Raw genomic sequence first — 26,747 nt, 5'->3', positions numbered from 1 at the left:
AGTTATTCACCTTATTTGCCGCACGGGAGGCATTTGCGGAAAGTTATTCCTTCCTGATTTGCATCAGATTCTGCAGACTTGTAAAGCCGGTAACCTCCGCTTAGATTAAGAGTGTCATACCCATTTTGCTCCAAAATTCTTTGGGCAATATATCCTCTTAATCCAATCTGACAAATTATATAAATTTTTTTGGTTTTATCAAGTTTGGGAAAGTGCTCCCTTAGATTATCAAGCGGAATATGAATTGAATTTTCAATGTGTCCATCATTAAATTCCTCATCGCTACGAACATCCAGAACAATTGCATTTTGGGGAATCAATGGAACTTCTTCTATGTGAAAAGGCTTCATATTGCCTTCAAGAACATTGCTTGCAACATACCCGGCCATGTTTACTGGATCCTTGGCTGAAGAAAACGGAGGTGCATATGCAAGCTCCATCTCCTGAAGTTCATATACGGTCAATCCGAATCTTACTGCGTTGGCAAGAGTATCTATACGTTTATCAACACCGTCATATCCTACTATCTGAGCACCCAAGATTTTTCCGTTATCAGGAGAAAAGAGCAGTTTTATTGACATCATCTCGCTACGAGGATAATATGTTGCATGAGAAGCAGAATAGGTGAATACTTTCTTGTAAGGAATATCGTTACGAAGCAGGGATTCCTCCTTTTCGCCGGTAACTGCAACAGTCATTTCGAACAATTTCATGATGGATGTACCTTGACTGCCTTTGTATGTTCTTCCTTTTCCGCAAATATTATCTGCTACAATTCTTCCTTGTTTGTTTGCAGGGGAGGCTAAGGGAATTATAACCTGTTTACCGCTGATTACATTTCTTACTCCTACGGCATCACCCAGAGCAAAAATATCCGGTATCGAGGTTTGCATATACTCATCTACAATTATTTCTCCGCGTTGCCCCAATTGAATGCCGCTGCTTTTTAAAAACTCGGTATCAGGAGCAACGCCGATACTCATAATGACCATGTCGGCCGGAATTTCTTCACTGTTGTGAAGAATTACAGATGAATCCGTAAATTCGGATCCCATACTGTTTAGATAGAGATTGATTCCCTTGGCGCGGATATAGTTGTGGACGTCATGTGAGATATCCATATCTATAGGTGCCATTACGTGAGAAGCAGCTTCTATTACACTTACATCTAAGCCTATCTTACATAAATTTTCTGCCATCTCCATTCCGATAAAGCCACCGCCGATTATCGCACAGGATTTTGGATGTCTTTTATTTATAAAACCTTTGATAGCGTAGGTATCAGGAATATTTCTTAACGTAAATACATGTTCCAGTCTTGCTCCTTTCAGTGGCGGAACAATGGGTTTAGCACCGGGAGAGAGTACTAATTTGTCGTAACTCTCAGCGTATGTTTCACCGGTTGATTGATTTTTAACCAGAATCTTTTTTAAGTTAGAGTCTACGGATATGACTTCACTGTTTATACGAACATCTATATTAAACCTCTTGTTGAATTTTTCAGGTGTTTGGAGAATAAGGTCTTCCTTTTCGATAATGGTATCACCTATATAATAAGGTAATCCACAGTTGGCAAATGATATATATCCACCTTTTTCGAATAAAATTATATTGCTTTTTTCATCATTTCTTCTTAAGCGTGCAGCAGTGCTTGCTCCGCCTGCCACGCCTCCGACAATCAATATTTTCATAGTTGTATTCCTTTGATTTATGTTATTTTAGATAGTGAGGAGTTCTGTAAGTCAGTACTTCGCACCCCTCCGGAGTAATTAAAATCATATCCTCAATGTTGAATCCACCTTTGTTTCTAATATAACAGGGAACCTCCACACAGAGAATCATTCCTGCTTCCAAAGGGCGGGTTTCGGTTGCGTTAATAAAAGGGGCTTCCGCAGTTTGAGGTCCCATGCTGATGCTGTGACCCAGATGCCCTCTGCGGTAGCAGCTGTATGCCTCTTTAACATAGTTAAAACCTATATTGAACAGCTCGTTAATGGGGAGCCCCGGTCTCGCTGCTTCAATCATCCTTCGCTGACCTTCATAAAGCCTGTCTTTAAGATTGAAAAGGGCTGGATGTCCGTTGCCAATGATCCACGTTCTTGATGTATCGGTGGTATAAAAATCAAATTCAGCATTTACACCTCCGTCGAACTTGAAGGTATCGCCATCCTCAATGACTCTGTCACACGGAAGGCAAAGCCTTGAACTGTCTATTCCTGTATTGAATGTACTCCATGAGCTTGGTGTACAAATGCCGGAATCTATTACATGCTTGCGAAATTCATGCGCCACCTTTTTCTCGGAAACTCCGATGTTCACAAACCGGCTGGCATGACTTAAAGCCTCATCCTGAACTTGTGTCAATGTGCGAAATAATTCAATTTCTTCAGAAGTTTTAACGCTTCTGGATAAAATAAACAGATCGGAAATATTAACAAAATCTATCTCCGGAAAATTTTCCTTTAAAATACTATAATAGTTAAATGGCAGAAAATCCAGTTCTATTCCAACCTTCTTGTTTCCAAGTTCCAATTCTTTTACCGTTTTCACCAAGACATCCATGCAACTTTCAAAAGAACCGGGAAGTTTATTTTCAACAGCTGAGAGAATTTCATCCCACTCTCGTACACCAACCCAGGTATCATATTTTCTTACCACAAAATCAGGCATTTTTTCCTTCAATGAAGGCACTTCAAAGTCCATGGCGATTACATGGCTTTTTTCAGACTCATGAGCTGTTATAACTGTACAGGAAAACATTGGTTGCCGTGAAACAGTGTGCTGATGACTGGCGAAGCCTGTAATGTAGTGAAAATTCTCCGGGGAGGATACAATAGCTCCATCAATTCCGTTTTTTCGTAATAAATTCTTAATTTTATATTGTTTAGATTGCAAGAAAAACATCTCCTTATTATTTTATGATTTAAGAGAGCACATTCATAGATATGCCCTCTTAAAATAATTATATCAATACGGACTGTTTGTTAGTAGACCGCTTCGTTTCAGGCAGTCATTAGATAAATATACTAAGAAACCTTTCGAGAATAAATTATTTTCTAAATTATCCTAAATTATAGAGAAGCGGCGCACCAGGTCCGAGAGGCAGCCCCAGCAGATACCATACAACAAATAACGCAATCCAACCTATGAGGAAAAAAAACGAGTACGGAAGCATAGTTGAGATTACACTGCCGATTCCGGCTTTCTTATCATATTTTTGAAAAAATGCTACTGTCAATACGAAGAAAGGCATCAAAGGAGCAATGATATTTGTACTCGAATCACCTATTCTATAGGCAATTTGTGTAAGTTCGGGAGATAATCCTAAACGCATGAACATAGGTACAAATATCGGAGCCATTATTGCCCACTTTGCAGAATCTACCGCAATGAAGATATTTATAAATGCTGTAAGGATTATGAAGCAGATAATTAACGGCAGACCGACAAAGCCGACAGATTCCAAAAAGTTTGCTCCGGATACGGATATGATAGTACCTAAATTTGAGTAATTGAAAAATGCTGTAAATTGTGCCGCAAAGAAAATAAGAACCATAAAGCTTGAAAGTCCTGAAATAGCTTTGTTCATCAATGCAATAACATCCTTGTCGCTTTTAATAACCTTTGCACCGATACCGTAGAAGATGCCGGGAATAAGGAACAAAAGCATCATGAAAAAAATAATACCGTTCATAAATGGAGATTTAAGAATGCTGCCGGATTCAGGATTTCTCAAAATACTATTTGTTGGTAAAACTAAAATCAGCATTATAATAATATAAACAAGTGCAGAAATTCCTGCAAACCTTATACCTCTTTTTTCATCAATAGAAATATCCTTAACTGTTTCATTACCTTCAAAATCAAATGGTGATAGTCTGGGTTCAATAAGTTTTTCAGTTACCAGTGTGCCGATTACAGTAATCAAAAATGTAGAAACAAACAGGAAGTACCAGTTGGCAACGGGCATAACAGTATAATTAGGATCAATCATCTGGGCTGCCTGAGTTGACATACCGGCAAACATAGGATCATTGGTTCCTATCAGCAGGTTTGCGCTCCAACCTCCGGAAACACCTGCAAAAGCAGCAGCAAGACCTGCTATTGGGTGCCTTTTAAAAGCCATGAATAAAATTGCACCTAATGGAACCAGGACAACATATCCTGTTGAAGATGCAATGTTAGACATAATACCAAGGAATACAACCACAGCTGTAACTGCTCTTTTTGGGGTCACAGCCGCAACTTTTTTTAGTATTGTAGCCATAAATCCGGTACCATCAGCTACGCCGACACCAAGTATGATGGTAAATACCACACCAAGAGCAAAAAAGTTTGTAAAATTGCTCACTACAGTTGTTACCATATGCTGGATGCTGCCCGGAGAAAGAAGGTTAACTGCAGCCACTGTAATTTCTTCGATTTTTCCTGTTTGAGAGTTATATCCTTCATAAGTGACAGAGACTCCTGCTTTTGCACATATAAACGATGCCAGGACAGTAATAATTGCCAGAATGATAAATAGAGTTGCCGGATCCGGCAGAGCATTACCAACCCGTTCTACTCTGTCCAGTGCACGGACGATAAAGCCTTTTTTTTCGATTTCATTTGATTCCTTTAACTTAGCCATTATTTATTCCTCCTATTGTAATATGGCGCATAAAGCTATGCGAATTAATGAATTTATATCAAAACCCACATAAGGGTTTGTATACGAAGTACTATTTTAACCGTCTATCTACAGCCAACTTCAGATTTTCCATGGCCTGTTCCAGAGTTCCGCGCGGGCATGCGACATTCAATCTCATAAAGCCGGAATTTGCTCCGAAGGATCTGCCGTCGTTCAATCCGAGATGAGCTTCATTTACAATAAATCTAACAAGCTCATCACCTTCTAAGTTTAAGTCGCGGCAATCCAGCCACATAAGATAAGTACTCTCAGGCAAACGGGTTTTTATTTGTGGAATATTTTTTTCACAGTATTCTTTTACATATATCATGTTACCTTCGATGTGAGTCAGAAGCTGATTAAGCCATTCTTCACCGTAATTATAGGCAGTTTCCACTGCAACGAGGCTGAAGCAATTGTTTCTGGTTATGTCCATTCGTTGCCAAAAGTCTTCAAACTTATCTTTCACCTCTTTATTTGGGAAAACAGTGCTGGATGCCTGTAATCCGGCGAGATTAAAAGTCTTTGTTGCAGATACACAGGTGATGGTGATATCGGAAAATTCCTTTGATATGGAAGCAAATGGTATATGTTTATTTCCCCACAGCATTAGATCTGAATGGATTTCATCCGAAATAACCATGACATTATATTTCAGGCATAGTTCTCCCATTTTTACAAGCTCTTCTCTGGTCCATACACGTCCCACCGGATTGTGCGGATTACAGAGAATGAATAGTTTCGGATCCTCCTTGAGTTTTTCTTCGAAATCTTCAAAGTCAACGGTAAAAAAATGGTTTTCTTCCTTAAGTTCACTGGTAAGAGAAATTCGTCCCCAATTTTCTACTGCATCAAAGAATTCAGAGTACACCGGCTTTAAAAACAGAACTTTGTCATTTTCATTACTAAACTCTTTGACAGCAGTACATAATGCAGGGACAACTCCCAGATTAAAACCCACTAAATCCTTGTTAATTTTCCAGTTGTTGCGTCTTTCCTGCCAGTTGCATACTGCGTCAAAATAAGAATCAGGACGGGAAGTATATCCAAATATACCCTGTTCAGCTCTTTTCTGTATGGCTTCGATAACCGGCTGAGCGGCCTTGAGGTCCATATCTGCAATCCAAAGAGGAATCAAATCATCTCTTCCGAATTTTTTTTTCAGCTCATCATATTTTACTGAAAAATTTTTGCTGCGGTCAACCGGTTCATTAAAGTTATAATTCATTTTCAAGTACATCCTTTCAGTTAATGTTTATTCATATTTTATAAATGCAAAAAGGATGCCAAATATAAAATAAGCGAAGAAAACAATGTTCTCCGCTTAAAAGCATAAACATGCTGAATTAATTATCAATAAAATATAAGTTGTACTATTTAAAATGTTTAAATATATAAAACTTTAACCATTTCAACCATTTATCTAAACTCATAAAGGAATCTAATCCCTTTTTCAGTAATCTTGGTGCCACTGCGTCCTTTAGAAACTTTTACAAGTTTAAAGTTGTCCATTTGCAGAAGTATTCCTCTCACTTCCTGTTCGGTAAGGAAAATACCTTGTCTTTCGGCTTGCTTTGAAATAGCTTTACGTCCGATTGAACTGCTTCTTTTTGTTGCATCATAAAGCTGTGTTAAAATAAATTTATAATCCTCTTCATGACTGCCCAGACTCTTTATGATAAATTGAAATTGTGCCTTTTCTTTTTCATCAGATTTACTTTTGCCAATAGATAAATCATTGTTTTTTAATTCCGGAGGAAGATCTTCGTATTCAATAAATGGAATATCCATATAAGTTAAATACTCTACATAATTACGCAGCTCTCGGACATTTCCACTCCAATTGTGTTGTGCAAAAGCTTTTTCTGCTTCTTTTGAAAGAATAAATTTTCCACTTAACTCCGATTTTATTTTATTAAATAACAAAAAAATATCATCGCCGCGGTCCCTGAGAGGAGGAAGCTTTATTGGAAGCGTATTGAGCCTGTAATATAAATCTTTGCGAAAACTGCCGTTTTCCACAAGTGTCACAAGGTTTTCATTGGTTGCAGCAATAATTCGCACATCTACACTGATAATTTTGCTGCCTCCTACACGCAAAACTTCTTTCTCCTGAATAACCCGAAGGAGTTTTACCTGCAGATTTGCACTCATTCCTTCTATCTCATCAAGAAACAATGTTCCCTTGTGAGCAAATTCAAAAAGTCCGAGTTTTCCGCCTTTCTTTGCACCGGTAAAAGCCCCTTCATCGTAGCCGAACAGTTCACTTTCCAACAGATTGTCCGGAATTGCGGCACAGTTAATTGCAACAAATGGGTAATCACGTCTGGGTGAATGATTGTGAATGGCGTGAGCAAAAAGCTCCTTGCCTGTACCGCTTTCCCCTGTAATTAAAATTGAGCCATTAGTTGTTGACATCTTTTTGGATATATCAACGGCTTTTTTCATAGATTGACTGCATCCTACGATATCACTGAATACATACTTTGCCTTGTGTCCTCTGTTCAAAAGCTGAATTCTCAGCTTGTGCTGCTTGTATTCCTCATCGGTAAAACGTTTTAACAAGGCGAAAGCACCAATGTATTTGCCTCCTCGTATGACTGGTGTTACCGTCAGGCTAATATCTGTATCCATTATCTTAATAAGACGTGATTTAATTTCATACAGGTTTTTTCTGCACTCTTCAAATGGAATGAAAGGAAGGACCTCCTTTGCATGCTTATCCAGAACAAGATTCTTTTTCATTCCGAGAATTTCTTCAACTTTTGGATTATAAGCGAATACACGGTCTTCTTCATTGATAGCTATTATTCCTTCATCAAGGATTGATATTAAAATTTCAAACTGGCTTTCCAGTTTAATGGAGCGGCTATACAGAAGGTTGAAATTATAGCTGTTGTCTGCAATTGAATTAAAATAATCATAAAACTTTGTCTGTTCCAAAAGATATTCCAGATTCAGTTTTAGAGCAATTTCTACGACCGTTGCGGCATCCAGTACTCTTGCGCCGATATCCATAACATTGGTGACAAAAGCAGGCACATATCTTCGTTCTCCGGGAGTAATTGCAAAATCAAGTTTGGGAATTTCTTTCATACCCGGATACACAGGTATAAACTCAATATTATTTACGCCTAATTGGTTCAGGCGTGTTACACCTTCAATGGCCATTTTACTGCTTAAATTTACAAACATTGCCTGAGTTCCTTTTGGAAGTGTTAAAAGTTTATTTAAATTCTGCCTGGTAAAAGTAAGCCGGATTTCAACTGTGCTTCCGTCCAATGGTATATATTTATTGATATCTTCATTGCTTTCAAAGGCATCTGTAGAAACTATGTATAATTCTGACTTGCGGATGGAGCGGGCAGAACCATCCTGAATGTTGTAAGTATCTATTTTAATAATGTCACCAAACAAATATCTTAATTGTAATGCATAAGGATATACTGCCTGAGAATCCAAAGTTATAAGGGCAATACGTTTTTGCATGAAAATACTCCTTTCAACTATGTGGTATTGGGTAGATTTACTATTATTATTCGTGCTGTAATCAATAGCGTCAAGTGTAAGTAAGTGTAATATATGGTAATTTGTGTAAATATACATGAATGCAGTGACAATACAGTTCTCATCTGACAACTTAAATAGCTATAATAAAACACAAATTATTGGCATTATTTTTGCTATTAATATTATATAGATGGGTATTTCATCTAATATCATATAAAATATAATAGTATGAAAGGTTGTGTAAATATGCCAAACTTCTTAGAACATGCAAACAAAATAAAAAGTGAGCTGATTGCCGATCGCAGGTTCCTGCATATGATACCTGAAATCGGGAATGATTTACCGCAGACCACAAGTTTTGTGATGCAGAAGTTAGCTGAAATTGGACTTGAACCGAAAGAAATATGTAAAAGTGGAGTTACAGCAACCATAGGAGGGAAAAATAAAGGAAAAGTTTTTTTGCTGCGTGCGGATATGGATGCATTGCCGATGAAAGAGGACAGCGGACTTGAGTTTTCTTCAACCAACAGTTACGCTCATACTTGCGGGCACGATATCCATACGGCCATGCTTTTAGGAGCAGCAAAAATCCTTAAACATTATGAAGATGAGCTTAAAGGTACTGTAAAATTGATGTTTCAGCCAAGTGAAGAAAATATGGAGGGAGCCTCGGCAATGGTAAAGGCAGGCATTCTGGAAAATCCCAAGGTGGATGCTGCCATGGCATTGCATGTGTTTCCCGGTGATATGCATGTGGGAATGATGTACTGGGGAGCAGGTCCTGTTTTGGCCTCATCCGACTTGTTCCGCATTACTGTTAGCGGTAAGGGGGGCCATGGCGCAATCCCTCAGAATACAGTTGATCCTATCAATGCTGCTGCCCACGTTCATATTGCCCTGCAAGAGATTCTTGCCCGTGAAATTAATCCGCAGGAGCCGGTGGTAATTACTGTAGGATCATTTAATAGCGGAAATGCCTTTAATATCATCCCGGAAGCAGCCGTTATGACAGGGAGCATTCGTGCTTTCTCCAAGGAAGTTCGGGAACTTGCAAAAAAACGCCTGACAGAAATTGCCGTGCATACCGCGCAAGCTTTTCGTGCTGAATGCAGAGTAGAATATATCAGCGGTATTGCATCCACAGTTAATGATGAACATCTTGCAATAGAGTTGAAAGAATATATAAGCGAAATTTCAAATCAGCTTATTCCTTTTCCAAAACAAATGGGATCCGAGGATTTTGCGGTTATTGCAGATTCTGTTCCTTCTGTATTTTTCGGAATCGGTGCAGGAGGTAATGATCCACAGTACCATAGCGGTAGTTCTCATAATCCTAAGGTTGTATTTAACGAAGAAGTTCTCTCTCTGGGTGCGGCAGTACTTTCTTGTAGTGCATATCGTTGGTTGAAAAATAACCAGTAAAAGATTTCACTCAAGTCGTACCGGCCTTTTATGCTTAACAACTTCTCCTGTACATGAGATAAGACCATCGGCACTCCCGCATCGGTGCATAAATCTCTTTTTGAACTTTTAGTGGTACACTCCTGTTTGCCACTTTGTACCTCCTTATTATTTTACATTAACTCTATAGACAAATACTTGATTATCGATATATAATCTAAGCATAGTAGTACCTTTTTTCTTTCCCAAAATAGAGTTTTCATTAATAGTAGCAATGTCTGTATCTTCGATAGATGCCATAACATAATTAAATGAAAATATCCAATCTGTCAAACTTTCACTGAAAAATGTTTGATTCCTAAAATCTTCTTCAGTAAGTATAAAGGATAAATTTTCATTTTCTCCTGATTCATTTTTCAGTTCATACTCGATCTCACTTTTATTAAAGAATCTATATATTGTGGTCAAAGTCTACTTTTTGCCCTCAAAACCACAAGATGTCATCATTATCACAATCTCAACGTGCCTTGTTGCTGTAATCCTGATGACCGTTGAACCTGATACTCCCTTGGTGGCAGGGTATATTTCTAAAAATTGCCACTGAATTTAATCCTTTTTTAAAACCACTTAACATTACTAAGTAAGTATGATTCTCACTTTATGATCTTTATACATTGCTGCAGTATTAATTTCAATTTGAATTATAATAGGATTGTACGCAATATAATCTTCAAATTGCATCTCACTTGAAAAATTTATTCGGCACAATTAAGGTACGCTATTTAATAACCATTATGTTCCTCAGTCATTCCATCTCCTCACAATCTTCTCAACCTCGGCAATTAACTTCTCCTTATCCGGAATATAATAGGTATATTTTGAAGCAAATATATTATTTGATAGACCTCCAAGTGCATATTCAACAGTCAATGCATCTTTATCAGTACACAAAATAATTCCAATTGGTTTATTATCATCTTCATCATTTACTTCATTTTCATAATAATTCAAGTACATATTCAACTGTCCCGCTGCTTCCGGCATAAGCTTTGTTGTTTTTAGCTCAATCAGTACATACGATCTCAATGGCTTATTATAAAATACCATATCAACATAATAATGTGTATTATTTATAGTTACTCGTTGTTGCGTACCAACAAACATAAATCCTCGCCCCAATTCAAGTAAAAACTTTTCAATCTGTTCTGTAAGTGCTTTTTCTAAATCATTTTCCATAACAGGCTTATTCTCCGGCAATCCCAAAAACTCAAATACGTATGGATCTTTAATCATATCAGATGGTTTCGCTAACTCAATGCCCTTAACCGCTAAGTTTAATACCTCTTGTTTATTAATATCACCTTTTGAAAGCAATAACCTTTCATATAAAGAAGTATTTATTTGCCTTTTCAATTCTCTCACTGACCAGTTTGAGTTTATTGCTTCTTTTTCATAAAAACTGCGTCTATCTTTGTCCGAAATGCTTAATAACTCGCAATAATGAGACCAATTCAATTTGCCAGACAGTGTCTGGTAAATGTCATAGTTTAAATAAAATGCCCTCATATTTTGCAGATTTGATCTGGAAAACCCTTTTCCAAACTCTTTTGTCAGTTCTTTAGACAAATGCTTTAATGTTTGTTCTCCATATTCAGCCCTAATACTATCATTTTGTTCGTAACGGACAATAATTTCTCCTATTTTCCAATAGGAAGTTATCAATTCACTATTCACAGCCTTTACTACGTTACTTCTTGCAATATCAAGTATGCTCTTAATTTCATTTATAAGTGGATTCATTGCATTATTCGACATATGAATATCCTACCTTTCAATCTTTTTATATTCCAGAAATCTCAAGCAGAATTATACTATACTTTTATTCCGCCTATCACCACATCGCTCCAATTTCCACTATTTTACCATAAACATAACAAAAAAGATAGAAAAATGCTAAGTATATTGAGCATTTTCAATCCTTTAAATTCACTCATTTCTATCTTCAAAGGTTCTACTATAAAATTCTTTCAAGGTGTAGTCATTCTTATTTCATTCCAAACATGTATTTTAGACATTTTTTGTCCTAAAAACACAATGTATTGTTGTCAAACTCTATTTTTCCCTCAAAACTACAATTCTGCATCAGAACCACGCATTCAACATGCCTTGAGAATACAATAAAGATATTGTGCAGACCTATGGATTCCTTGGTAGAATCTTTTATATAAAGAGAATAGTATAATAATAAGCAACCAATTTTATAACCATTAATCCAATACTGATAACCAAAGTTTTTCCATCATCCCCGTTTCGTAAAAATGCCGCCTACATTTTCAGCAGACGGCATCTTCACAATTACATTATTTCTTTTTAACGGGATAGCAAACCTCGGTTACATATTCATCCGGATTTTGTGTTTCATGAGGGCTAACATGATAAATATTGAATGCCAATCCTGTAAAGATATATCCGTTATCCTGTACCCAGTTGGCAACTGCCTCATTTACTTCGCTTGTTTTTTCGTACCCACCTTTGAAAGTTGCAGAAGCAATTTCTACAGCAGGTTCTGTCTTAAACACGACACTTTCTGTGTTAGAATATCTGCCTTTAACAGATTTCTGAACCTCAACGTCCACATCTGACTCCTTGTACTCTCCATCATGGAAGATAGCCATGGTGTAACAGGGATCACTATCCTGCATTTTAAGCATTGCAGTTTCCTGCATTAAGATACCCCATAACATCCCCTCTTGCTCATAAGAAGGAATTGTTTTTCTTACGCTTGCAACATATCGCTCGGGTAAAGTTTTTAAAGATACATTATAATTCATAGCAGTTTCGTCCTTTCTCAGTCTTTCAATTGCTGTGTTAAGGAGAAGTAAACGACGGTTTGTTTCTTCAGCTTCTGCTAAAACTTCTCTCTGTTTTATCGCCAAGAATTCAGCCAGTGCCTGGGGGTTATCATAGCTTTTCAGAATTTCTCCAATTGTAGAAAGACTAAACCCCATATCCTTTAAAGATGTAATCCTACCTGCTGTTGGTAGTTGGTCTTCACCATAGTGGCGGTATCCAGTGAAGCTATCAGTTGCCTTTGGGATAAGCAAACCTATTTCATCATAATGCCGCAGCATTCGTATACTAATCCTTGATAGTTTTGAAAAATCACCTATTCTTAACATTTTTATTTCCTCACACATATGTGTATTTTTGAGCTCATCTTTATTTTAGAGTATACCATAATGTGAGAGTCAATAGGTAATTTCAATTTTTCCATCTTGTAGAATATATTGTTAAGGAGATACTACAAATTCTTTTTTATCTTACCAATTTCTATGGACATGTTCCCACAAATTGAAAGCCATTGAATGTCATCTATACACTCAATGGCTTAAACTATTGATATTACTAAGTTCTATTGTTTTTTTAGCTTAACTACTGTCTCAACGTGCCTTGAACGGTCAAAAAAGATGCCGCTTGAGCCTGGCGGAGCCTTGGAGGCAAGTCGGCCTTTATCTTAGAATCTTCTTTCATTCTTTTTCCAGACATCTGATTGTGGGCGTATCTCCGTTTGAAAATATGCCCGCCAAGTGGAAATACATACACTATTGTACGTTATTTTGTAAAAAATCCAAGAGAATTCTATTAAAAGCTACGGGGTTATCCATTTGGGCAGTATGACCTGCATCAGGTATTATCTCATAGCGGCAATTTGATTCCCGGGCAGCCCAAAGTGGTGACTGACGGGGAAAAACCCGGCCATTGGCACGGTCAGAATCTCCATGTGTCAATAAAAACGGCACAGGAATCACGTAGTCGGGTCCAAATCCGGAATCAAGCCACAAGGCTGCAATACCCGCCATGGTAATAGCAGTAAAATCTTCCTTTGAAATGTGTTTCATTGCCTGGGCACCATAGGTTTTCACCGAATCCAAAAGGGCCAAATCTGTTAGTGTCCGTTTCTGGAATGTTTCAAGCGGCATACGGCTCAGCATTCCCGGCATAATGCGATACATCATGCGATTGAACGCTGTGGATTTCCTGGCTATATTTGTACAGCCAATTATTATCAAGGCATTAATACGCTTTGGATAACGGCGGACAAATTCCTGTACAACATATCCACCGAAGGAATGCCCCAACAGTATAACCTTCTCTGCGCCCAGTTCATCTATAATTGCCAACAGATCATCTGCCAGTATGCCTACCGTTATCTCTGGCCCAATCGGAGTCGAACAGCCGTGTCCGCGCAGATCCCACGTTACGACCCGGTAACCCGCCTCAACCAAAGGTGTAATCTGGGCATCGAAAGAGTGATGATCGAGTGTTGCACCATGAGAGAATACTATAATTGGGCCGTTCTCCGGGCCGGTAATCCAATAGTGCAGGTTCGATCCTAATCTTGATATAATTCTATTCTCAGTCATTTTTCAACACCTCCTAAGTGCTAATAAAGTTTTATAGGGGCTTTCAGTCCTAATGTCCGGCTTATCATGGTCTGAACGGAACTGACATACCTTTTGTGCTTTTCTGCATCGCTTAAATATTCAAGATATGGTGCACTTTGCATAACGCTGTTTATAATACGGGTTAGTATATCTGCCGTTTCTTCAGGAAATTGAACATCAAAAATGCCTTCGTTCACACCTTGCCGGATAATTTGTGCAAGCGGCGTCACCAGCTTGCGTGATACCGTAACATAATAAATATATTGTGAGACATCCGTTTGCATCAGCACTCCCAGTAGCTTTGCATATTCCGCCTTACTGCTTTGGAATTTGGATTTCTCAGAAAGGAACAAGTTTAACTTATCTAATGCGCCAAGTTTCTCTTCATCGACCACCTTTTGCAATATAGCCAGTACTTCATCAATCATATTGTTTATACTCTCAGAAAGCACTTCATCCTTTGATTTGAAATAGTGATAAAATCCTCCCTTAGAAATGCCGCTGGCCCGTAGTATATCATCCAGGCTGGTTTTCTGGTATCCCTTCTCCATGAACAGCTTTTCTGCAATGCTGAGCAGTTCTCTCTTTTTATCGTCATGCTTGTCTGCCGATCTTGCCAATTACAATCCCTCCTTCCGACAACAGATCATATATATCAATTAATAAACCGACGTCGGTATAATTATTATACGACTTTGTGTTATTTGATGTCAACATTTATTTATTATTTTTTCAGTAATTAATTCCTTAGTATGTTTATACCTCCATTTCGACTTTTTTTCCTGCAAATTTACCCGGTGTTACGTGATAGATTTCTTCAATCTTATAGACTGTAAATGTAATTTCTACGCTGTTTATCCCTTTATTTTCCAAAGAATTTTTATAACTACTTAATATATCTTCATATTCTTTTAGATGTTCTGCTATCTTAGTTCCCTTTACTTGGTATCCTTTAATTTTATCCCACATCGTTATTGCAATCTTTTTATTTGACGCTACATCAAATCCTTTTAAATATTTTGGTTCTACACCTATCATAAGCAGATCTTTGTGTACTATATGAAACTTAATACTAACTATCTCAGGATAGTTTTCTTCTCCTAAAAGGGCTGCAAAACACTTATTACATGAATTCATATAATTGACTATTTCTGTTTTATCGTTCATCATTTTCTCCTACATCTCCTCAATATTAAATCTTTGCACTTTCATTAGTACAATGCCTTTGCAATTGATTTTAATATTCTTATTCTTTATGTTTTTCTTTGCATATTTTTTTGCTCCTCGAACTGCCATTGCATATAAAAACCCAGAAGTTTTGTAGACACATTTACCACTCATTTTATAAATTCTTCCATTATCCATAATTGATAGGGTTGCATATGGATTATTCAATACATTCCTCTTCGTTTTATCCATGAACTGGTCACTAATCAATACTTTACCAGCAGCAACTACATGTTTTGAATGAATAGGTACAATATTCACAACACCTTCATTTGATGCTGTGGCTAGTACAGCATCTTTTTTAATTTCAAAAATCTCTTTATGTGCTTTTAGATTTATATCATTTTGCAATGTCACAGATATATCTTTTTTTGTGATCATATCCTTTATAAAAAAAACCAAGCCGATTAAACCTATAACAAACATAATTCCATCCTCATACACTTGGTATTTCGGTATTTGTACAAGTGGTGGAAATGGCACTGCCCATACTAATAGTAAAAAAAATAAAAGTTTGTTATTTCGCTTTTTTCCCGTAATAAAAAGTAGTAACACATATGCAGTTGTAGGACAAGGCAGTGTTCCCGGCATAATCCAGTAACGCATTTCTTTTCCAAGTAATCCGCCGACAAATGGATAAACTAACATAATAATAATGCCAAAGATAAAGAATACTCGCTTCCATCCATCTTGTGGAAATTGAAATTGTAATTTGTTTAGTTTCAGATCTAACCCCACTAGAAAAGCAATGAATAAAAACAAGATTCCTTGACTGACTCTGAGCCCTAACGGAAAGCCTTCGCTTAAGAAAAAGAATCTTATACCTATGAATCCGTTCATTACCATTAAGCAAGTCTTTATCATGATGTTAGCTTTCTTCTCTGCACCAAACATAAGATATGCAGTAATACATATAATAACAATTAAACCAATCCATTGTAATGGAAAAATGCTTTCGTTATAAGTGGTGATAACCTCCCACCATTCGTTTTTGGGTAACATATAATCCTCCTTTTTAGTATACTTGGTATACTATTTATTGTTTTTTTGCCGGCTTAATTGCCGGCACTTAATATTGCATTCAATTCTGTTAAAAATCCCTCCAATACTCGGAATTCTTTTTCCTCCATGGCATCCATGATTTCATAAATTTTTCCAAAACGCTTTTGTTCAAAGGTCTCATGCATTTTATATGCTATATTTCCCTTCTTAGTTAAACCATAGATAACTTCTTTTTTATTATCCGGTAGCTGAGTCTTATATATCAAGTCTTTTGCTAAAAGCTTCTTGACAAATTTTTGCACTCCGCCTTTTGTTATGTCCATAATCCCTGCGAGCTCTGTCATATTTGATCCCGGATTTTCACCTATTGCCACAATGGTATGGATTTCAGAGCCATATAACAAATCTCCGGTTCCAAAATCTTTAGGCGTTTTTTCAATTTCCTCAAACAATTTCATGGATGAAAAGTATAGTTTAATAATGTTCTCATAGTTTTTCATGTAATCACCTAAACAAATTGTATGCCAGGTATATTATTTTGTCAAGTATTTTAATTCATTGTTTACTCATAATAAATTTATGTAGGATTATTAATAAAATTACACAATCTGGTTATTTCTTGTTCTTTTGTGATGTCGCAAATGATTATTAACGTAATATACCCCATATAAGGAGATTGGTAATCTATTTAGAGATTATTAGTAAGTGATTTGCTCAACCCTCCTGATTGTGAACACGGCTCCCACCCGTCCGCAATTGGAAAACGACATTTTCACCGTGGCGGGTATCGTGCAGAAATATAACTGCGCATTGAAGCGGCTGGATTTTCAGCAGGAACAGGGGTATATGTCGAGCCTCATTCTTGGCAGCAACGCCATTGAGATACAGCGCGGCATGACCACCAGCAGCACCGCGATATTTGTTCCCTTTATGACACAGGAGCTTCGTATGGGAGTCCCGGCGATCTATTATGGGCAGAACGCAAGAAGCTCAAAAACCCTAACGGCCTGTTTCTCGGCGTACCGGGCAGCGGCAAGAGCTTTGCCGCGAAACGGGAGCTTGTCAACGTGTTCCTTGCTACGGAGGACAAAATTATCGTAGTTGACCCGATGGGCGAATGCGCAGGGTGCATAAGGAAGCAGAAATTAGAAATCAAACAATAATGTGATAGACAGCCGACAGATAAGTAATGTAGTAAGCAAAGCAAGAAAATCGCCGTACCCGTCACCTATATTGACAAAATCAGAAAATGGGATTATACTATGTATAGCTACTTAGTAAAACTATGTATCTCCGCATAGGAAAAGGAGAAGTGATTATGGCGGATAGCAAGTATATTCAGCAATTCAAAAAGGGTTCATTTGAAATGATACTCCTGTGTCTGATTGCTAAAAAGGAAACTTACGGATATGAAATTATTACGGAATTAAATGAAACAGGCGGTAAAATATTTGGTTATGCCAAAGAGGGAACGATTTATCCAATGCTATACCGTCTACAAGATGCTGGTTTAATCCAATGTCGGATAACTTCATCGCAAGCAAATGGTGGTTCAAAAAAATACTATTCCTTAACCGTTAAAGGACAAGAGACCTTGAAAGAACTGATTTCATTTTGGCGCAGTTATACGGTATGCGTCGATAGTTTTATTGACATAGTAAAAGATTTGGAGGCTTGAATATGAGAGAGGAATATATAAAAAAGGTTAAAAAGGAATTGTCTGTTTCCCGCAATCAAAAACGTGAAATTATCCGCGATTTAAACGAAGCGTTTGATTCCGCGAAAGAACATGGAGAAACCGAAAAACAAGTAATTGACAGATTGGGGACACCAAAAGATTTTGCGGAAAGCATGGAAGAAACCGTTGGTTTCAATCGGGCGCAGTATAAGAAAAGAAGAAAAAAGTTATTAGCGGTTTATTGCTCATGCGGCATTGCATTATTGTGTTTGATTACTGCTCTGGTAGCCAAACATTCTGCTCTCCCCGATAACGTAACCGGTCAGGCGGATGCAATGACACAAATTACGGTTAATGGCTTTTGGCCTTTTGATATTTGGAGTGCCATGCTCATCATTGGACTGGCGTTTGCCATTACTGCGGTAGTCCTTATCGTTGGTCTTGTCCGCAAGAAAAAATAAAGCTTGGAGAAAAACAAATGAAGAAAGTCTGTGGAATATTTCTTATCATAATGCTTGTTGCTTTTATGACTGCTTGCGGTAACACCTCTATATCTGAAAATGAAGATACCGTTGATAGTTCCGGGAATGCTTTGCCTGAAAATTTCGTTATGCTGGATGCCGAAGAATGGCCCGACAATGAATATACTGCCAACATACCGCAACCGGAATCAGGTACATTATTGCGCGGGTGGATTGACCTAGATAAAGAATATTGTCATCTTGAATTATTCGATATGACACAATCTGATTCGGAGCAATATGTGAAAACCTTGAAAGAATCTGGATTTTCGGAAGTTGACAAGGTCTCGGAAGAAATCAATGACGATTACATTTCGGTAGGTACTTTACTGACAAAGGATAGCACTACCATCAGTATTTCGTATATTGATGATTTGTTTGGTATGTACATCAAAAACGAACAGTAGCAGTTAAAATATAACTTCAAATGGCTAATCCAAAAAGCCGCCTAACGGAAATAAAAAAAACCGTTGTTTCGGCGGCTGGTTCGTCATGCTTCAAGTAAGATAATAGCCAAACGGCGGCTTTGGAACGGGAGGTCTTTCATGTATCCGAAGTCGCTTTTCTGTACTCATAAGGGGCCGCCACCTTACAGTGACGGCTTGGCATAGCTGATGTTCTAAGGCTATATAATTTCAAAAATATATATCAAAAAATGGGCGGCTTCTGCGCCCATTTTTCATACGACACCGTTCGAGGTTTTCCTCGGATAGGTGTCTTTTTGTTTGCTGACCTTACGAACAAACCCTGCAACTTCGGACCAAATTGGTCCGAAGTTGCAGGGTTTGGGGAGGCTCCCCAACAAGCAATTTTGTGTAGGCTCGTCCTACGCAAAATATGCGCCTGTGGCCACAGGCGCCCTGCTTGCCGTTTTGCGGAAAGCCCGGAGATGCCGCAAAAACGGTTGCCTTGATATTGTTCGGCTAACCGTATATAATGCTCTTGTATCAGTACAAAAAGGGGGGCGAGTATGAATTATATTTCCGTTCAAGAAGCCGCAAAGAAATGAGGCATTTCAGAGCGTCGCGTACAAAAACTCTGCGAGGAAAATCGTATCCCCGACATAGTGCGTTTTAGCCGTATGTGGCTTATACCCAAAGACACGGAAAAGCCCATTGATGGACGAAGAAAAAAAGGAATTTCATAGATTTCATAAAGGCTCAACATTGATATATTATAATCCATTAACGGAGGTGACTACTATGGCAACTATAATGGTTGTTGAAGATAACAAAGGAACTAATAAGGCAATTTGTGAATATATGAAAACAGCCGGACACGTTCTTATTCCAGTATATGACGGAGCAGAAGCCCTGAAAGTGTTTAGAGAAGAAAAATTAGATTTATCTGAAAATTTCTGGCTCTATTAAAACCAACCAAGATTTGAAGAATGTCATCTTCGATTTCTCTCATTTCAAAAGGCAAAGTTTTTTTCTTCTTTTTCTTTTGACTAAGTGCATCTATATCTCTGTATATGGTCCGCTCACTCACCTCAAAATAGTTAGCCAGTTCATTTACAGTCATTTTTCTCCGTATTCTTAACAAATGGACGATTCCATTCTGTCTCTCTGTTTTTTTCATAAAAATACTCTTAACTTCGTTTTATTTAAACTTTATATAATATGGATAACAAGCATTCGATCTGCTGTTTAAGTACAATCCTAATAATCAACTAAAAAGCCGAAATTATATTTTCATTTTTTGAGTATTCTCTTTAAGTAGGCGGCATCTAACAAATTCACTGTCTCAAAATTTCCTTTATAAAACACACCCCAGTTATTGAAAACGCAAGGCAATTCCTTTGCTTTTTGTAGCGTATCCACTTGAATTAAAGATACAGGAACATCGTTCATTTCACAATACTGTTTTATCATCTCAATGTTTTGATAGACATATGGGCATTGCATATCATAATAAATGGTTAGCTCTTTGCTTTCAATTTCTTGGTTTTTAACATTTTGTGCGAACTTTGGCATTGTTCCATCAAAAGAAAGTGCAAGCAATTCATATCCATTATCGGTAGTATCAACAACCTCAAAGCCGAACTTCTTCACAAATGATTGGTCAGAAAGCCAAGATTTTTGTTTTTTTGCTCCGAGCATACAAATGCCGGATTTACCCTTTTCTCTGGCATCAGCCAAACAATACTCCACCAGCAATTTCCCATACCCTTTTCCTTTGTGACTTCCAGAAACCCATAAGCAATACACATAATAATAGTTGTCACCAATTATGGGAACCCAGGCAGTTTCAAGAGGAGCATATTCAATAAAAACCGTAGCTCTTGCATTTAACTTTCTAAAGACATGACCTTCATTTAGTCGCTCTGAAAGCCATTGTCGCTTTGCGTCAATACCTTGATGGGGCTTTTTACTGCGTATAATACAGCATAAATGCTCATTAACAAGGTTTTCTGTTGTCAAGTTTACAAAATCAGTATTCATGTGTACCCTCGCTTCAAATCTATACTTGTGTTCTTGTTTTTTCGCCTTAATTTGCCAAATGCGTACAAGTTATTAATTACCATTTTCAAGCCAATTTTTTGCTTATTTCTCGCTTCAAAACCACAACATCTTGTGGTTTATCCCTAATTTTTCTTATCCAAACCACAACGTGTCATCAGAATACAGAAATGGAACTTTAATTTTATATGTAGCATCCTCGTGTAAGCATTTTGTAACCTCAATTAGTATATCAATCAAAGCTTCCTTTCCAACCTTAAAAAAGCATTCTGCAACGTATTTTTTTACTTCCTGTCTTAGACCGCATGCATCTGCACTCTGTTTGATCAGTGTCTTCCATGGATAAAGCGTAAACATTGATTTAGTAAAAGAGAGCATTAGGTTTTCTGTTCGGCTCAATTTTGCCGTATTGTTCGTACAATCTATCAATACAAGGCCAAAAACTTTTTTCGGATAATAGTATGCAATATCCTGAGCAAGATTACCACCCATGGATTGCCCGATAAACACTGCTTTGGGGATTTTTTCTGTTTCCATTATTTTAAGCAAATCATCCATCAGCTGCTTCATTGAAAACATCCCTGTATTAGAAACAGATTTTTCGTGTGAACGGGCCAAATATTCTCTGGGACATAGCATTGATATGGATACCGTCTGGGTTAGATGTAAGTCCTTTAGCAGTAACATAATAGCAATTTTCGTTACCCTGTGCATATTTTTGAAGTTCTTCGTTAATGAGTTGATATTCCACACACCCTGCACCAAATGCCACCTTACCCAAATAATCGCCCAAACCACCTATAATAAATGGAATATTAGGTACAGATAATTCCTTCTTATTTCATTAAAGATTCTTAATATTTTTTCATAGTATTCTTTGTATTTTCCATCTTGGCTATCACTTTCCCCCTGATACCATAGTATTCCTACCAATTCGCTATCTTCCATTGCAAATTTAGCTTCATTTATTGCATGACGAAATAATGTTCCATCTATCGACCACTCATCAATAGGGCTACCACCTTCTGCACATGGAATGAGACCGATTTTTTCTCCCTCATTATCTTTACACCAAGCCTCTGCAAATGATGCCGCAAGTCCTACGCCCGCAACTGGTCTATCAAAATGAATTGGTTCAGTCATCATTTGCCATCTGCCATTTCGCAACATCATAATTCTTTCATTATAAATCGGAGGCACTTCATGTGTAAATCCACGACCTGCCTTTTCTCCTATCTCCTAAATATTTATATCAATAAATTCCTGTTTATCATTATCTTATATCAATAATCTTTATTTCATAATATTTTACGTATATGCATTAATTCATATCATATCGTTGTACTTGTAACTTTCTATCTATGTTTTAAATGCTCCATTCGGTCTCTGTCATTGCTAACAAGGAAGCAACCTTCATGAAGCTGAGATACTAAATCATTAACCTTATTTTGATAATTACTATTAGTCTTCATTTAATTTTCCTCAAGTATTCTGTAGAACTCATAACATCTGAAAAACCGCGACTCAGTGCAGCCATAAAAGTGGATTGAACTATATTTGCAGCTATAGCTTCGCCGCTGAAAACCAGGTCTTTCGTTGCACAGCAATCATAAAGAAGTATATTGGAATATCCTAAATCATAAGCTGCTCTAACTGTTGTATCTACGCAATGCTGCGTCATCATACCTACAATCACTAATTCTTCAATTTTCTGTAATCGTAAAAACTGATGTAGTTCCGTATCTCTGAAACTATTCGGAGTGTGTTTGATAATAACCGTTTCTCCTTCAATTGGCTCAATTGCTTTATAAATCTCTGAACCGAGTGTTTTAGGCTTAAAAAATGTAGCACTCTCTTTCATGTTAATATGCTTAATGAATACAACTAAATCTTCTTCTGCTCTAAACTTGCCCAGCACACCCTGAATGTTTTTCGCTGCCATGTTAGCATTAGATAACGGATAAGCCCCATTATCAAAATAATCATTCTGAACATCAATAATTAGTAATGCCTTTTTCATAACTGTCCTCCTTTAATTAAGCATCTATATTGAACGTAATAGAGAATTTACATCGACAGATAATACTTATATATTCACGTTCAATATGCAAGTTTCGTGCTTGATTACATTGCTTATGTTGAAAGAACATTAGCACGAAACATATAGTATGTATCACAAATAAATTATAGCAAGTATTCATTCATTTTTGAATTACCTACTTTTTTGTTAGTATCAAATTCCATTTTCGTTCATGTACTCTTTTCCTATAGATTGCAATATATTGATAGCTTCAATAATTCTTTGTCCTCTTTCCGCTGTAAGACTATATTCAACTTTTAACGGGTAACCTTCATATTTTATTTTATTAACTACCTGAAACTCAATTAAATCAGCTAAATCTTGTATCAGCATTTTCTGATTAATCCCTACAATACACTTTTCAAGTTCAGTTAAAGATTTAGGTCCGTGTTTTAGTTGATATAATATGATCGTCTTCCATTTTCCTCTAAGAAAATCATGTACTATTTCAAGTGGACATGTGTATCGTTGTCGAATTTTCATAAATAAACCTCCTCTTGATTATCCTTTACCGACCAGAGGGGTGCCACCTTTAGCAAAGATAAACATTGCCAGTATTTTAGAGACGTCGAATTCGATACCTTTAAATAAACTTTTCATCATCTATTCTATTAATCAATTTATCAAAATCTGATTTTCGTCTTCATATCTCATTTCAAATCTTTTTAGAATCATCGCCCGTTGCAGTAATAAAAGTCAAATATTCAGCAGCAGAACTACGAATTGTAACATCATCTTTCTTTTTCTTTGCCATATCCTGTTAACTCCCTATATCTTATTTATGTATTTATGGAAGCGAGTGTCCATCGAATATATGTTCTCACCTTATTGTACTACAATTTGTAAATTTTTGCAAGAAAAATAAAGTAAGTGCTTACAATGATTGCTACCAAGCCCCCCATAACGGACTTTCACCGTCTATCTGTCCCCCATGTTGGGCGCACAAGAAAAAGAGCGCAAAAGCAAATCGCTCTTACGCTCATAATTTATTATTTATTTTCAATTATTACTGTTCTTGATGTTACGGACTACAACCTCTGTATGTGTTGATGCTGCAATTCGGATTCCCACAAACCATAATTAGGCCTTGGCGTACGCGTTATCGCTCCTACTAAGCTTACCAGTGCAAATTTTAATTTTCCGAAGGTAATGATTTTTCTGCATTTTATCGTATTTAATCAAAAAGCGATTTATGACTTCTAACAGAAGAGCGAAATCTATAATTCGTGATTAAATAGCAAAAATTATTATAATAATTATAAAACACTTACCTACTCCTTATTCATTATTTAGCTCTTATAGACAAATACAAACCTATTCGCACTATTTTATATCTTTCTTCATTAAAAACAATTCTGTTTCCGTACCTGCTTCCTCAAATCCCAGTTGCAGATATATATTATGCTCTTCTCCTGTATCCGTAACAATGTAAACCTGCTGCTTCTTCTCCTCTTTTATGGCTTTATAAAGCAGTTTCTTTAACATATTTGTTCCGAATCCCTTCCCCTGATATTCGTTTAATATTGTAACTTCTTCTAATTTTACAATTTGATCCTTCTCATACCAATCACAAAAACCGATTGGAGTCTCTTCGTCATAACAGATATAAAAATCCATCAATCCCTTTTCATAGAGTTCCTTTTTCTGGTTCGCTTTCTTGCTGGATAACTCGATGTACATTCTTTGCGCCGCATAAGTGATGGCACAATCTACCCCTGCTTTTATTTCTTCTGATGTAACTGCCTTTTTAATCCTGCAGCTGTCATCTCCATGCCAATCCCCCGTGGAATGTTCATCCGCTGTCATATAGTAAAGATCGTCCACATCAAACCCTAAATCATTCATGGCATCATAAAATCCTTTCGAAGCCTCAATTCCATGGTGGATTACAACTTTTAGATGTTCTTTGTCTGACTGCGCCAACGCTTTTATTTGTTCGCGAATAAATTCAATTGTTTCTGTCTCATTTCTTATGTTTTCTAACAAAATAAAATTATGGTCATACAATTCTGGCACAATCTGATTGCTAAAATAACTGATATCTTGCACTGTTTTTTTCTGGCAGAATAATTCCATATAACTATCCTCTACCGCTCTTAATTCATTTATCATAAAATATTTCTCCTTTTAAAAGCTCTAAGCTGTTTTATTTCAGTTACACATGTTTATTATAAAGGTATAATCATCAATATGTTCTGTATTGCTTATTACAAGAACATTTTATCATAACTTTAACAGCAAAATATATTAATTCTATTTTTTTATTCGACACATTTCGCGTACCTTGTGGCGGTGATTCTGATGACCATTGGGTCTGGTACTCCCTTGGCGATATAGTATATCATCTTAGCAGTAACGTCACGCTTTTGGTATAAAGGCATACTTTCAATAATTTCGGGATTTATATTACCCCTTAGTGACTTATGTTCTTCACTGCGGTTTAATCTACTTTGTTTCTTGTGACTTCTTCATTATAAAAGACACTTTCACAAATCGCTTTACCTAAAATATTTGAACTCATTTTTCATCTATAGTTGTATCATTATTTTTTACAAAAAATATGGGTCAAAATCGTGCATTTTTTGCTCCGACTTTTGACCCTTTTTCACCCCAAACCACAACATGTTGTGGTCAAACTCTACTTTTTTACCTTTTTGCAAAACACTCATTTTCCTTAACCACCTAACTAAACACAATGGGGAAATCAGTTGTATAATTTTTTTGTGCTGTTCCTCAGGATATATTTTGATTTTATCTCCGTTAATAAATACATCGTATAATCCATTCATTCTCTCGTTTTCATTGAAGTATAAAAAATTGGGGTTATTATTCCTGAAAAATGCTGATTCCATGCTGATTTTGCCGCATGGCATCTTTTACTACATAGAATTCTGGTACGAGTGTTCATCACGGCAACTCGGGAACGCGCATAGAAAAATATTTAAGCCATTACCATGAATATATCCCATTTGCCTTGACATCATCATACCAAAAATATAGTACTCCATTTTCTTTCTTCATCCTAATACCGCTAAATGTTCCAACCGCATTTTCGGAGTTATAAAATTCATCCGTCATATCAGGAACATAAAAAGGCACATCAGGGAACAAATAATAATTTCGCTCATCGCATCAATAATCTCCCAAATCATTCCTTACCCTCCACTTGTGATAATTTTGCCGGGATAATTGGGGACTAACATTTTTTGTCAACTTTGACATACCCTCTAACTTCCCATTATTGCTATAATGTTTTTACTTTTCTTTTTCTTCACCAATCAATTTCATTTCTATATCTTCTAAAACATTTATCTGATTCTTCTATATCATACATTTTTTTACATTATTCTACCATAAATATAACAAAAAAGATAGAAAAATCCTAAATGTATTGAGTATTTTTCTATCCTTAAATTTCACTTCTTTCAATCTATAAATTATGCTTCAAAACTGCAATTTTTCCATAATATCATAATGTCATCTATATTTTCTCCAAAAAATCAAGGCAAAAAAACGGTGTTTTTTGTCTATTTTTTCGCCTGTTTTTTGCCCTCAAACCACAATATATTGTGGTCAAACCTTATTTTTAACCCTCAAAACCACAAGACGTCATCATTATCACAGTCTCAACGTGCCTTGAGTGTGCAATAATGATGACCAAAGCATCTGGTACCCCCTTGGTGTCAAGGTATATTTTCAACCTTATACCAAATGTAATTGACTTAAATCTCCATAAAGCGTGTACTTTGTAG

Annotated in this window: 25 protein-coding genes and 3 pseudogenes; 6 read left to right on the top strand and 22 right to left on the bottom strand. The window is 36.7% G+C overall.

The genetic code is table 11. The features are described from left to right. Positions 1 to 11: 11 nt before the first annotated feature. The 5 genes from RT412_RS10895 to RT412_RS10875 form a co-directional block, all read right to left on the bottom strand. A complete protein-coding gene (locus RT412_RS10895) occupies positions 12 to 1,691 on the bottom strand; it encodes an FAD-dependent oxidoreductase (RefSeq protein ID WP_313344624.1) in 1,680 nt (559 codons plus the stop codon). A 22-nt stretch (positions 1,692 to 1,713) separates the two neighbouring features. Further along, a complete protein-coding gene (locus tag RT412_RS10890) occupies positions 1,714 to 2,904 on the bottom strand; it encodes a M24 family metallopeptidase (RefSeq protein WP_398439316.1) in 1,191 nt (396 codons plus the stop codon). A 157-nt stretch (positions 2,905 to 3,061) separates the two neighbouring features. After that, complete coding sequence (locus tag RT412_RS10885) at positions 3,062 to 4,630, bottom strand: AbgT family transporter (RefSeq protein WP_313344618.1); 1,569 nt, start codon at positions 4,628 to 4,630, stop codon at positions 3,062 to 3,064. 91 nt (positions 4,631 to 4,721) lie between these two features. Then, complete coding sequence (locus RT412_RS10880) at positions 4,722 to 5,897, bottom strand: MalY/PatB family protein (protein WP_313344615.1); 1,176 nt, start codon at positions 5,895 to 5,897, stop codon at positions 4,722 to 4,724. Between the two features lie 191 nt (positions 5,898 to 6,088). Next, positions 6,089 to 8,158: a sigma 54-interacting transcriptional regulator gene (locus RT412_RS10875; RefSeq protein WP_313344612.1), complete on the bottom strand. Its 2,070-nt coding sequence runs from the start codon at positions 8,156 to 8,158 to the stop codon at positions 6,089 to 6,091. Between the two features lie 267 nt (positions 8,159 to 8,425). Here RT412_RS10875 and RT412_RS10870 point away from each other — a divergent pair, with 267 nt between their 5' ends. Next, on the top strand, positions 8,426 to 9,601 hold the full coding sequence (locus RT412_RS10870) for a M20 family metallopeptidase (RefSeq protein ID WP_313413270.1): 1,176 nt from the start codon (positions 8,426 to 8,428) through the stop codon (positions 9,599 to 9,601). A 147-nt stretch (positions 9,602 to 9,748) separates the two neighbouring features. Here the strand turns inward: RT412_RS10870 and RT412_RS10865 are convergent, their stop codons facing one another. The 8 genes from RT412_RS10865 to RT412_RS10830 form a co-directional block, all read right to left on the bottom strand. Further along, a complete protein-coding gene (locus RT412_RS10865; RefSeq protein WP_313344606.1) occupies positions 9,749 to 10,048 on the bottom strand; it encodes a hypothetical protein in 300 nt (99 codons plus the stop codon). A 333-nt stretch (positions 10,049 to 10,381) separates the two neighbouring features. Then, positions 10,382 to 11,395, bottom strand: a complete 1,014-nt coding sequence (locus RT412_RS10860) for a PDDEXK nuclease domain-containing protein (RefSeq protein WP_313344603.1) — start codon at positions 11,393 to 11,395, stop codon at positions 10,382 to 10,384. A 545-nt stretch (positions 11,396 to 11,940) separates the two neighbouring features. Next, positions 11,941 to 12,759, bottom strand: a complete 819-nt coding sequence (locus tag RT412_RS10855) for a MerR family transcriptional regulator (protein WP_313344600.1) — start codon at positions 12,757 to 12,759, stop codon at positions 11,941 to 11,943. A gap of 423 nt (positions 12,760 to 13,182) precedes the next feature. Beyond that, positions 13,183 to 14,004: an alpha/beta hydrolase gene (locus RT412_RS10850; RefSeq protein WP_313344597.1), complete on the bottom strand. Its 822-nt coding sequence runs from the start codon at positions 14,002 to 14,004 to the stop codon at positions 13,183 to 13,185. 20 nt (positions 14,005 to 14,024) lie between these two features. Next, on the bottom strand, positions 14,025 to 14,645 hold the full coding sequence (locus RT412_RS10845; protein ID WP_313344594.1) for a TetR/AcrR family transcriptional regulator: 621 nt from the start codon (positions 14,643 to 14,645) through the stop codon (positions 14,025 to 14,027). 136 nt (positions 14,646 to 14,781) lie between these two features. Beyond that, positions 14,782 to 15,192, bottom strand: a complete 411-nt coding sequence (locus RT412_RS10840; protein WP_313344591.1) for a hypothetical protein — start codon at positions 15,190 to 15,192, stop codon at positions 14,782 to 14,784. A gap of 9 nt (positions 15,193 to 15,201) precedes the next feature. Further along, entirely contained in the window at positions 15,202 to 16,254 is a 1,053-nt protein-coding gene (locus tag RT412_RS10835) for a DUF6064 family protein (RefSeq protein WP_313344588.1), read from the bottom strand. A gap of 53 nt (positions 16,255 to 16,307) precedes the next feature. Beyond that, positions 16,308 to 16,754 carry a MarR family transcriptional regulator gene (locus RT412_RS10830; protein ID WP_313344585.1) on the bottom strand — a complete coding sequence of 149 codons (447 nt, stop codon included), beginning with the start codon at positions 16,752 to 16,754 and terminating at the stop codon, positions 16,308 to 16,310. Positions 16,755 to 16,971: 217 nt separating this feature from the next. On the opposite strand from RT412_RS10830, the pseudogene RT412_RS10825 reads away from it, so the two are divergent. From RT412_RS10825 to RT412_RS10805, 5 genes and pseudogenes are all read left to right on the top strand, one after another. Further along, a pseudogene (locus RT412_RS10825) lies at positions 16,972 to 17,393 on the top strand (VirB4-like conjugal transfer ATPase); the annotation flags it as partial. A 179-nt stretch (positions 17,394 to 17,572) separates the two neighbouring features. Beyond that, positions 17,573 to 17,932: a PadR family transcriptional regulator gene (locus tag RT412_RS10820; protein WP_313344582.1), complete on the top strand. Its 360-nt coding sequence runs from the start codon at positions 17,573 to 17,575 to the stop codon at positions 17,930 to 17,932. Positions 17,933 to 17,934: 2 nt separating this feature from the next. Continuing rightward, positions 17,935 to 18,393: an HAAS signaling domain-containing protein gene (locus tag RT412_RS10815; RefSeq protein WP_313344579.1), complete on the top strand. Its 459-nt coding sequence runs from the start codon at positions 17,935 to 17,937 to the stop codon at positions 18,391 to 18,393. Positions 18,394 to 18,410: 17 nt separating this feature from the next. Next, positions 18,411 to 18,860 carry a hypothetical protein gene (locus RT412_RS10810; protein WP_313344576.1) on the top strand — a complete coding sequence of 150 codons (450 nt, stop codon included), beginning with the start codon at positions 18,411 to 18,413 and terminating at the stop codon, positions 18,858 to 18,860. A 795-nt stretch (positions 18,861 to 19,655) separates the two neighbouring features. Beyond that, on the top strand, positions 19,656 to 19,823 hold the full coding sequence (locus RT412_RS10805) for a hypothetical protein (RefSeq protein WP_313413269.1): 168 nt from the start codon (positions 19,656 to 19,658) through the stop codon (positions 19,821 to 19,823). Here RT412_RS10805 and RT412_RS10800 read toward each other — a convergent pair. The 9 genes and pseudogenes from RT412_RS10800 to RT412_RS10760 form a co-directional block, all read right to left on the bottom strand. Further along, positions 19,777 to 20,034 (bottom strand): DeoR family transcriptional regulator, encoded by a 258-nt coding sequence (locus tag RT412_RS10800; RefSeq protein WP_313344570.1) that lies wholly within the window; start codon positions 20,032 to 20,034, stop codon positions 19,777 to 19,779. The two genes, RT412_RS10805 and RT412_RS10800, sit on opposite strands and share 47 nt — an antisense overlap. A 113-nt stretch (positions 20,035 to 20,147) precedes the next feature. Beyond that, on the bottom strand, positions 20,148 to 20,897 hold the full coding sequence (locus tag RT412_RS10795) for a GNAT family N-acetyltransferase (protein WP_313344567.1): 750 nt from the start codon (positions 20,895 to 20,897) through the stop codon (positions 20,148 to 20,150). Between the two features lie 153 nt (positions 20,898 to 21,050). Beyond that, positions 21,051 to 21,494: an alpha/beta hydrolase gene (locus RT412_RS10790; protein WP_313344564.1), complete on the bottom strand. Its 444-nt coding sequence runs from the start codon at positions 21,492 to 21,494 to the stop codon at positions 21,051 to 21,053. A 34-nt stretch (positions 21,495 to 21,528) separates the two neighbouring features. Then, a pseudogene (locus tag RT412_RS10785) lies at positions 21,529 to 22,151 on the bottom strand (sialate O-acetylesterase); the annotation flags it as partial. A gap of 232 nt (positions 22,152 to 22,383) precedes the next feature. After that, a complete protein-coding gene (locus RT412_RS10780; protein ID WP_313344561.1) occupies positions 22,384 to 22,935 on the bottom strand; it encodes a cysteine hydrolase family protein in 552 nt (183 codons plus the stop codon). A gap of 213 nt (positions 22,936 to 23,148) precedes the next feature. Further along, positions 23,149 to 23,478 (bottom strand): helix-turn-helix domain-containing protein, encoded by a 330-nt coding sequence (locus tag RT412_RS10775; protein WP_313344558.1) that lies wholly within the window; start codon positions 23,476 to 23,478, stop codon positions 23,149 to 23,151. Positions 23,479 to 23,628: 150 nt separating this feature from the next. Further along, positions 23,629 to 23,749, bottom strand: a pseudogene (locus RT412_RS10770) (cell filamentation protein Fic); the annotation flags it as partial. 569 nt (positions 23,750 to 24,318) lie between these two features. After that, complete coding sequence (locus RT412_RS10765; protein WP_313344555.1) at positions 24,319 to 25,107, bottom strand: GNAT family N-acetyltransferase; 789 nt, start codon at positions 25,105 to 25,107, stop codon at positions 24,319 to 24,321. Between the two features lie 437 nt (positions 25,108 to 25,544). Then, a complete protein-coding gene (locus RT412_RS10760) occupies positions 25,545 to 25,847 on the bottom strand; it encodes a hypothetical protein (protein WP_313344552.1) in 303 nt (100 codons plus the stop codon). Between the last annotated feature and the right edge of the window lie 900 nt (positions 25,848 to 26,747).

This window comes from Sedimentibacter sp. (assembly GCF_032080165.1).
GTDB lineage: Bacteria > Bacillota > Clostridia > Tissierellales > Sedimentibacteraceae > Sedimentibacter.
This window is presented reverse-complemented; position numbering and strand designations above follow the sequence as displayed.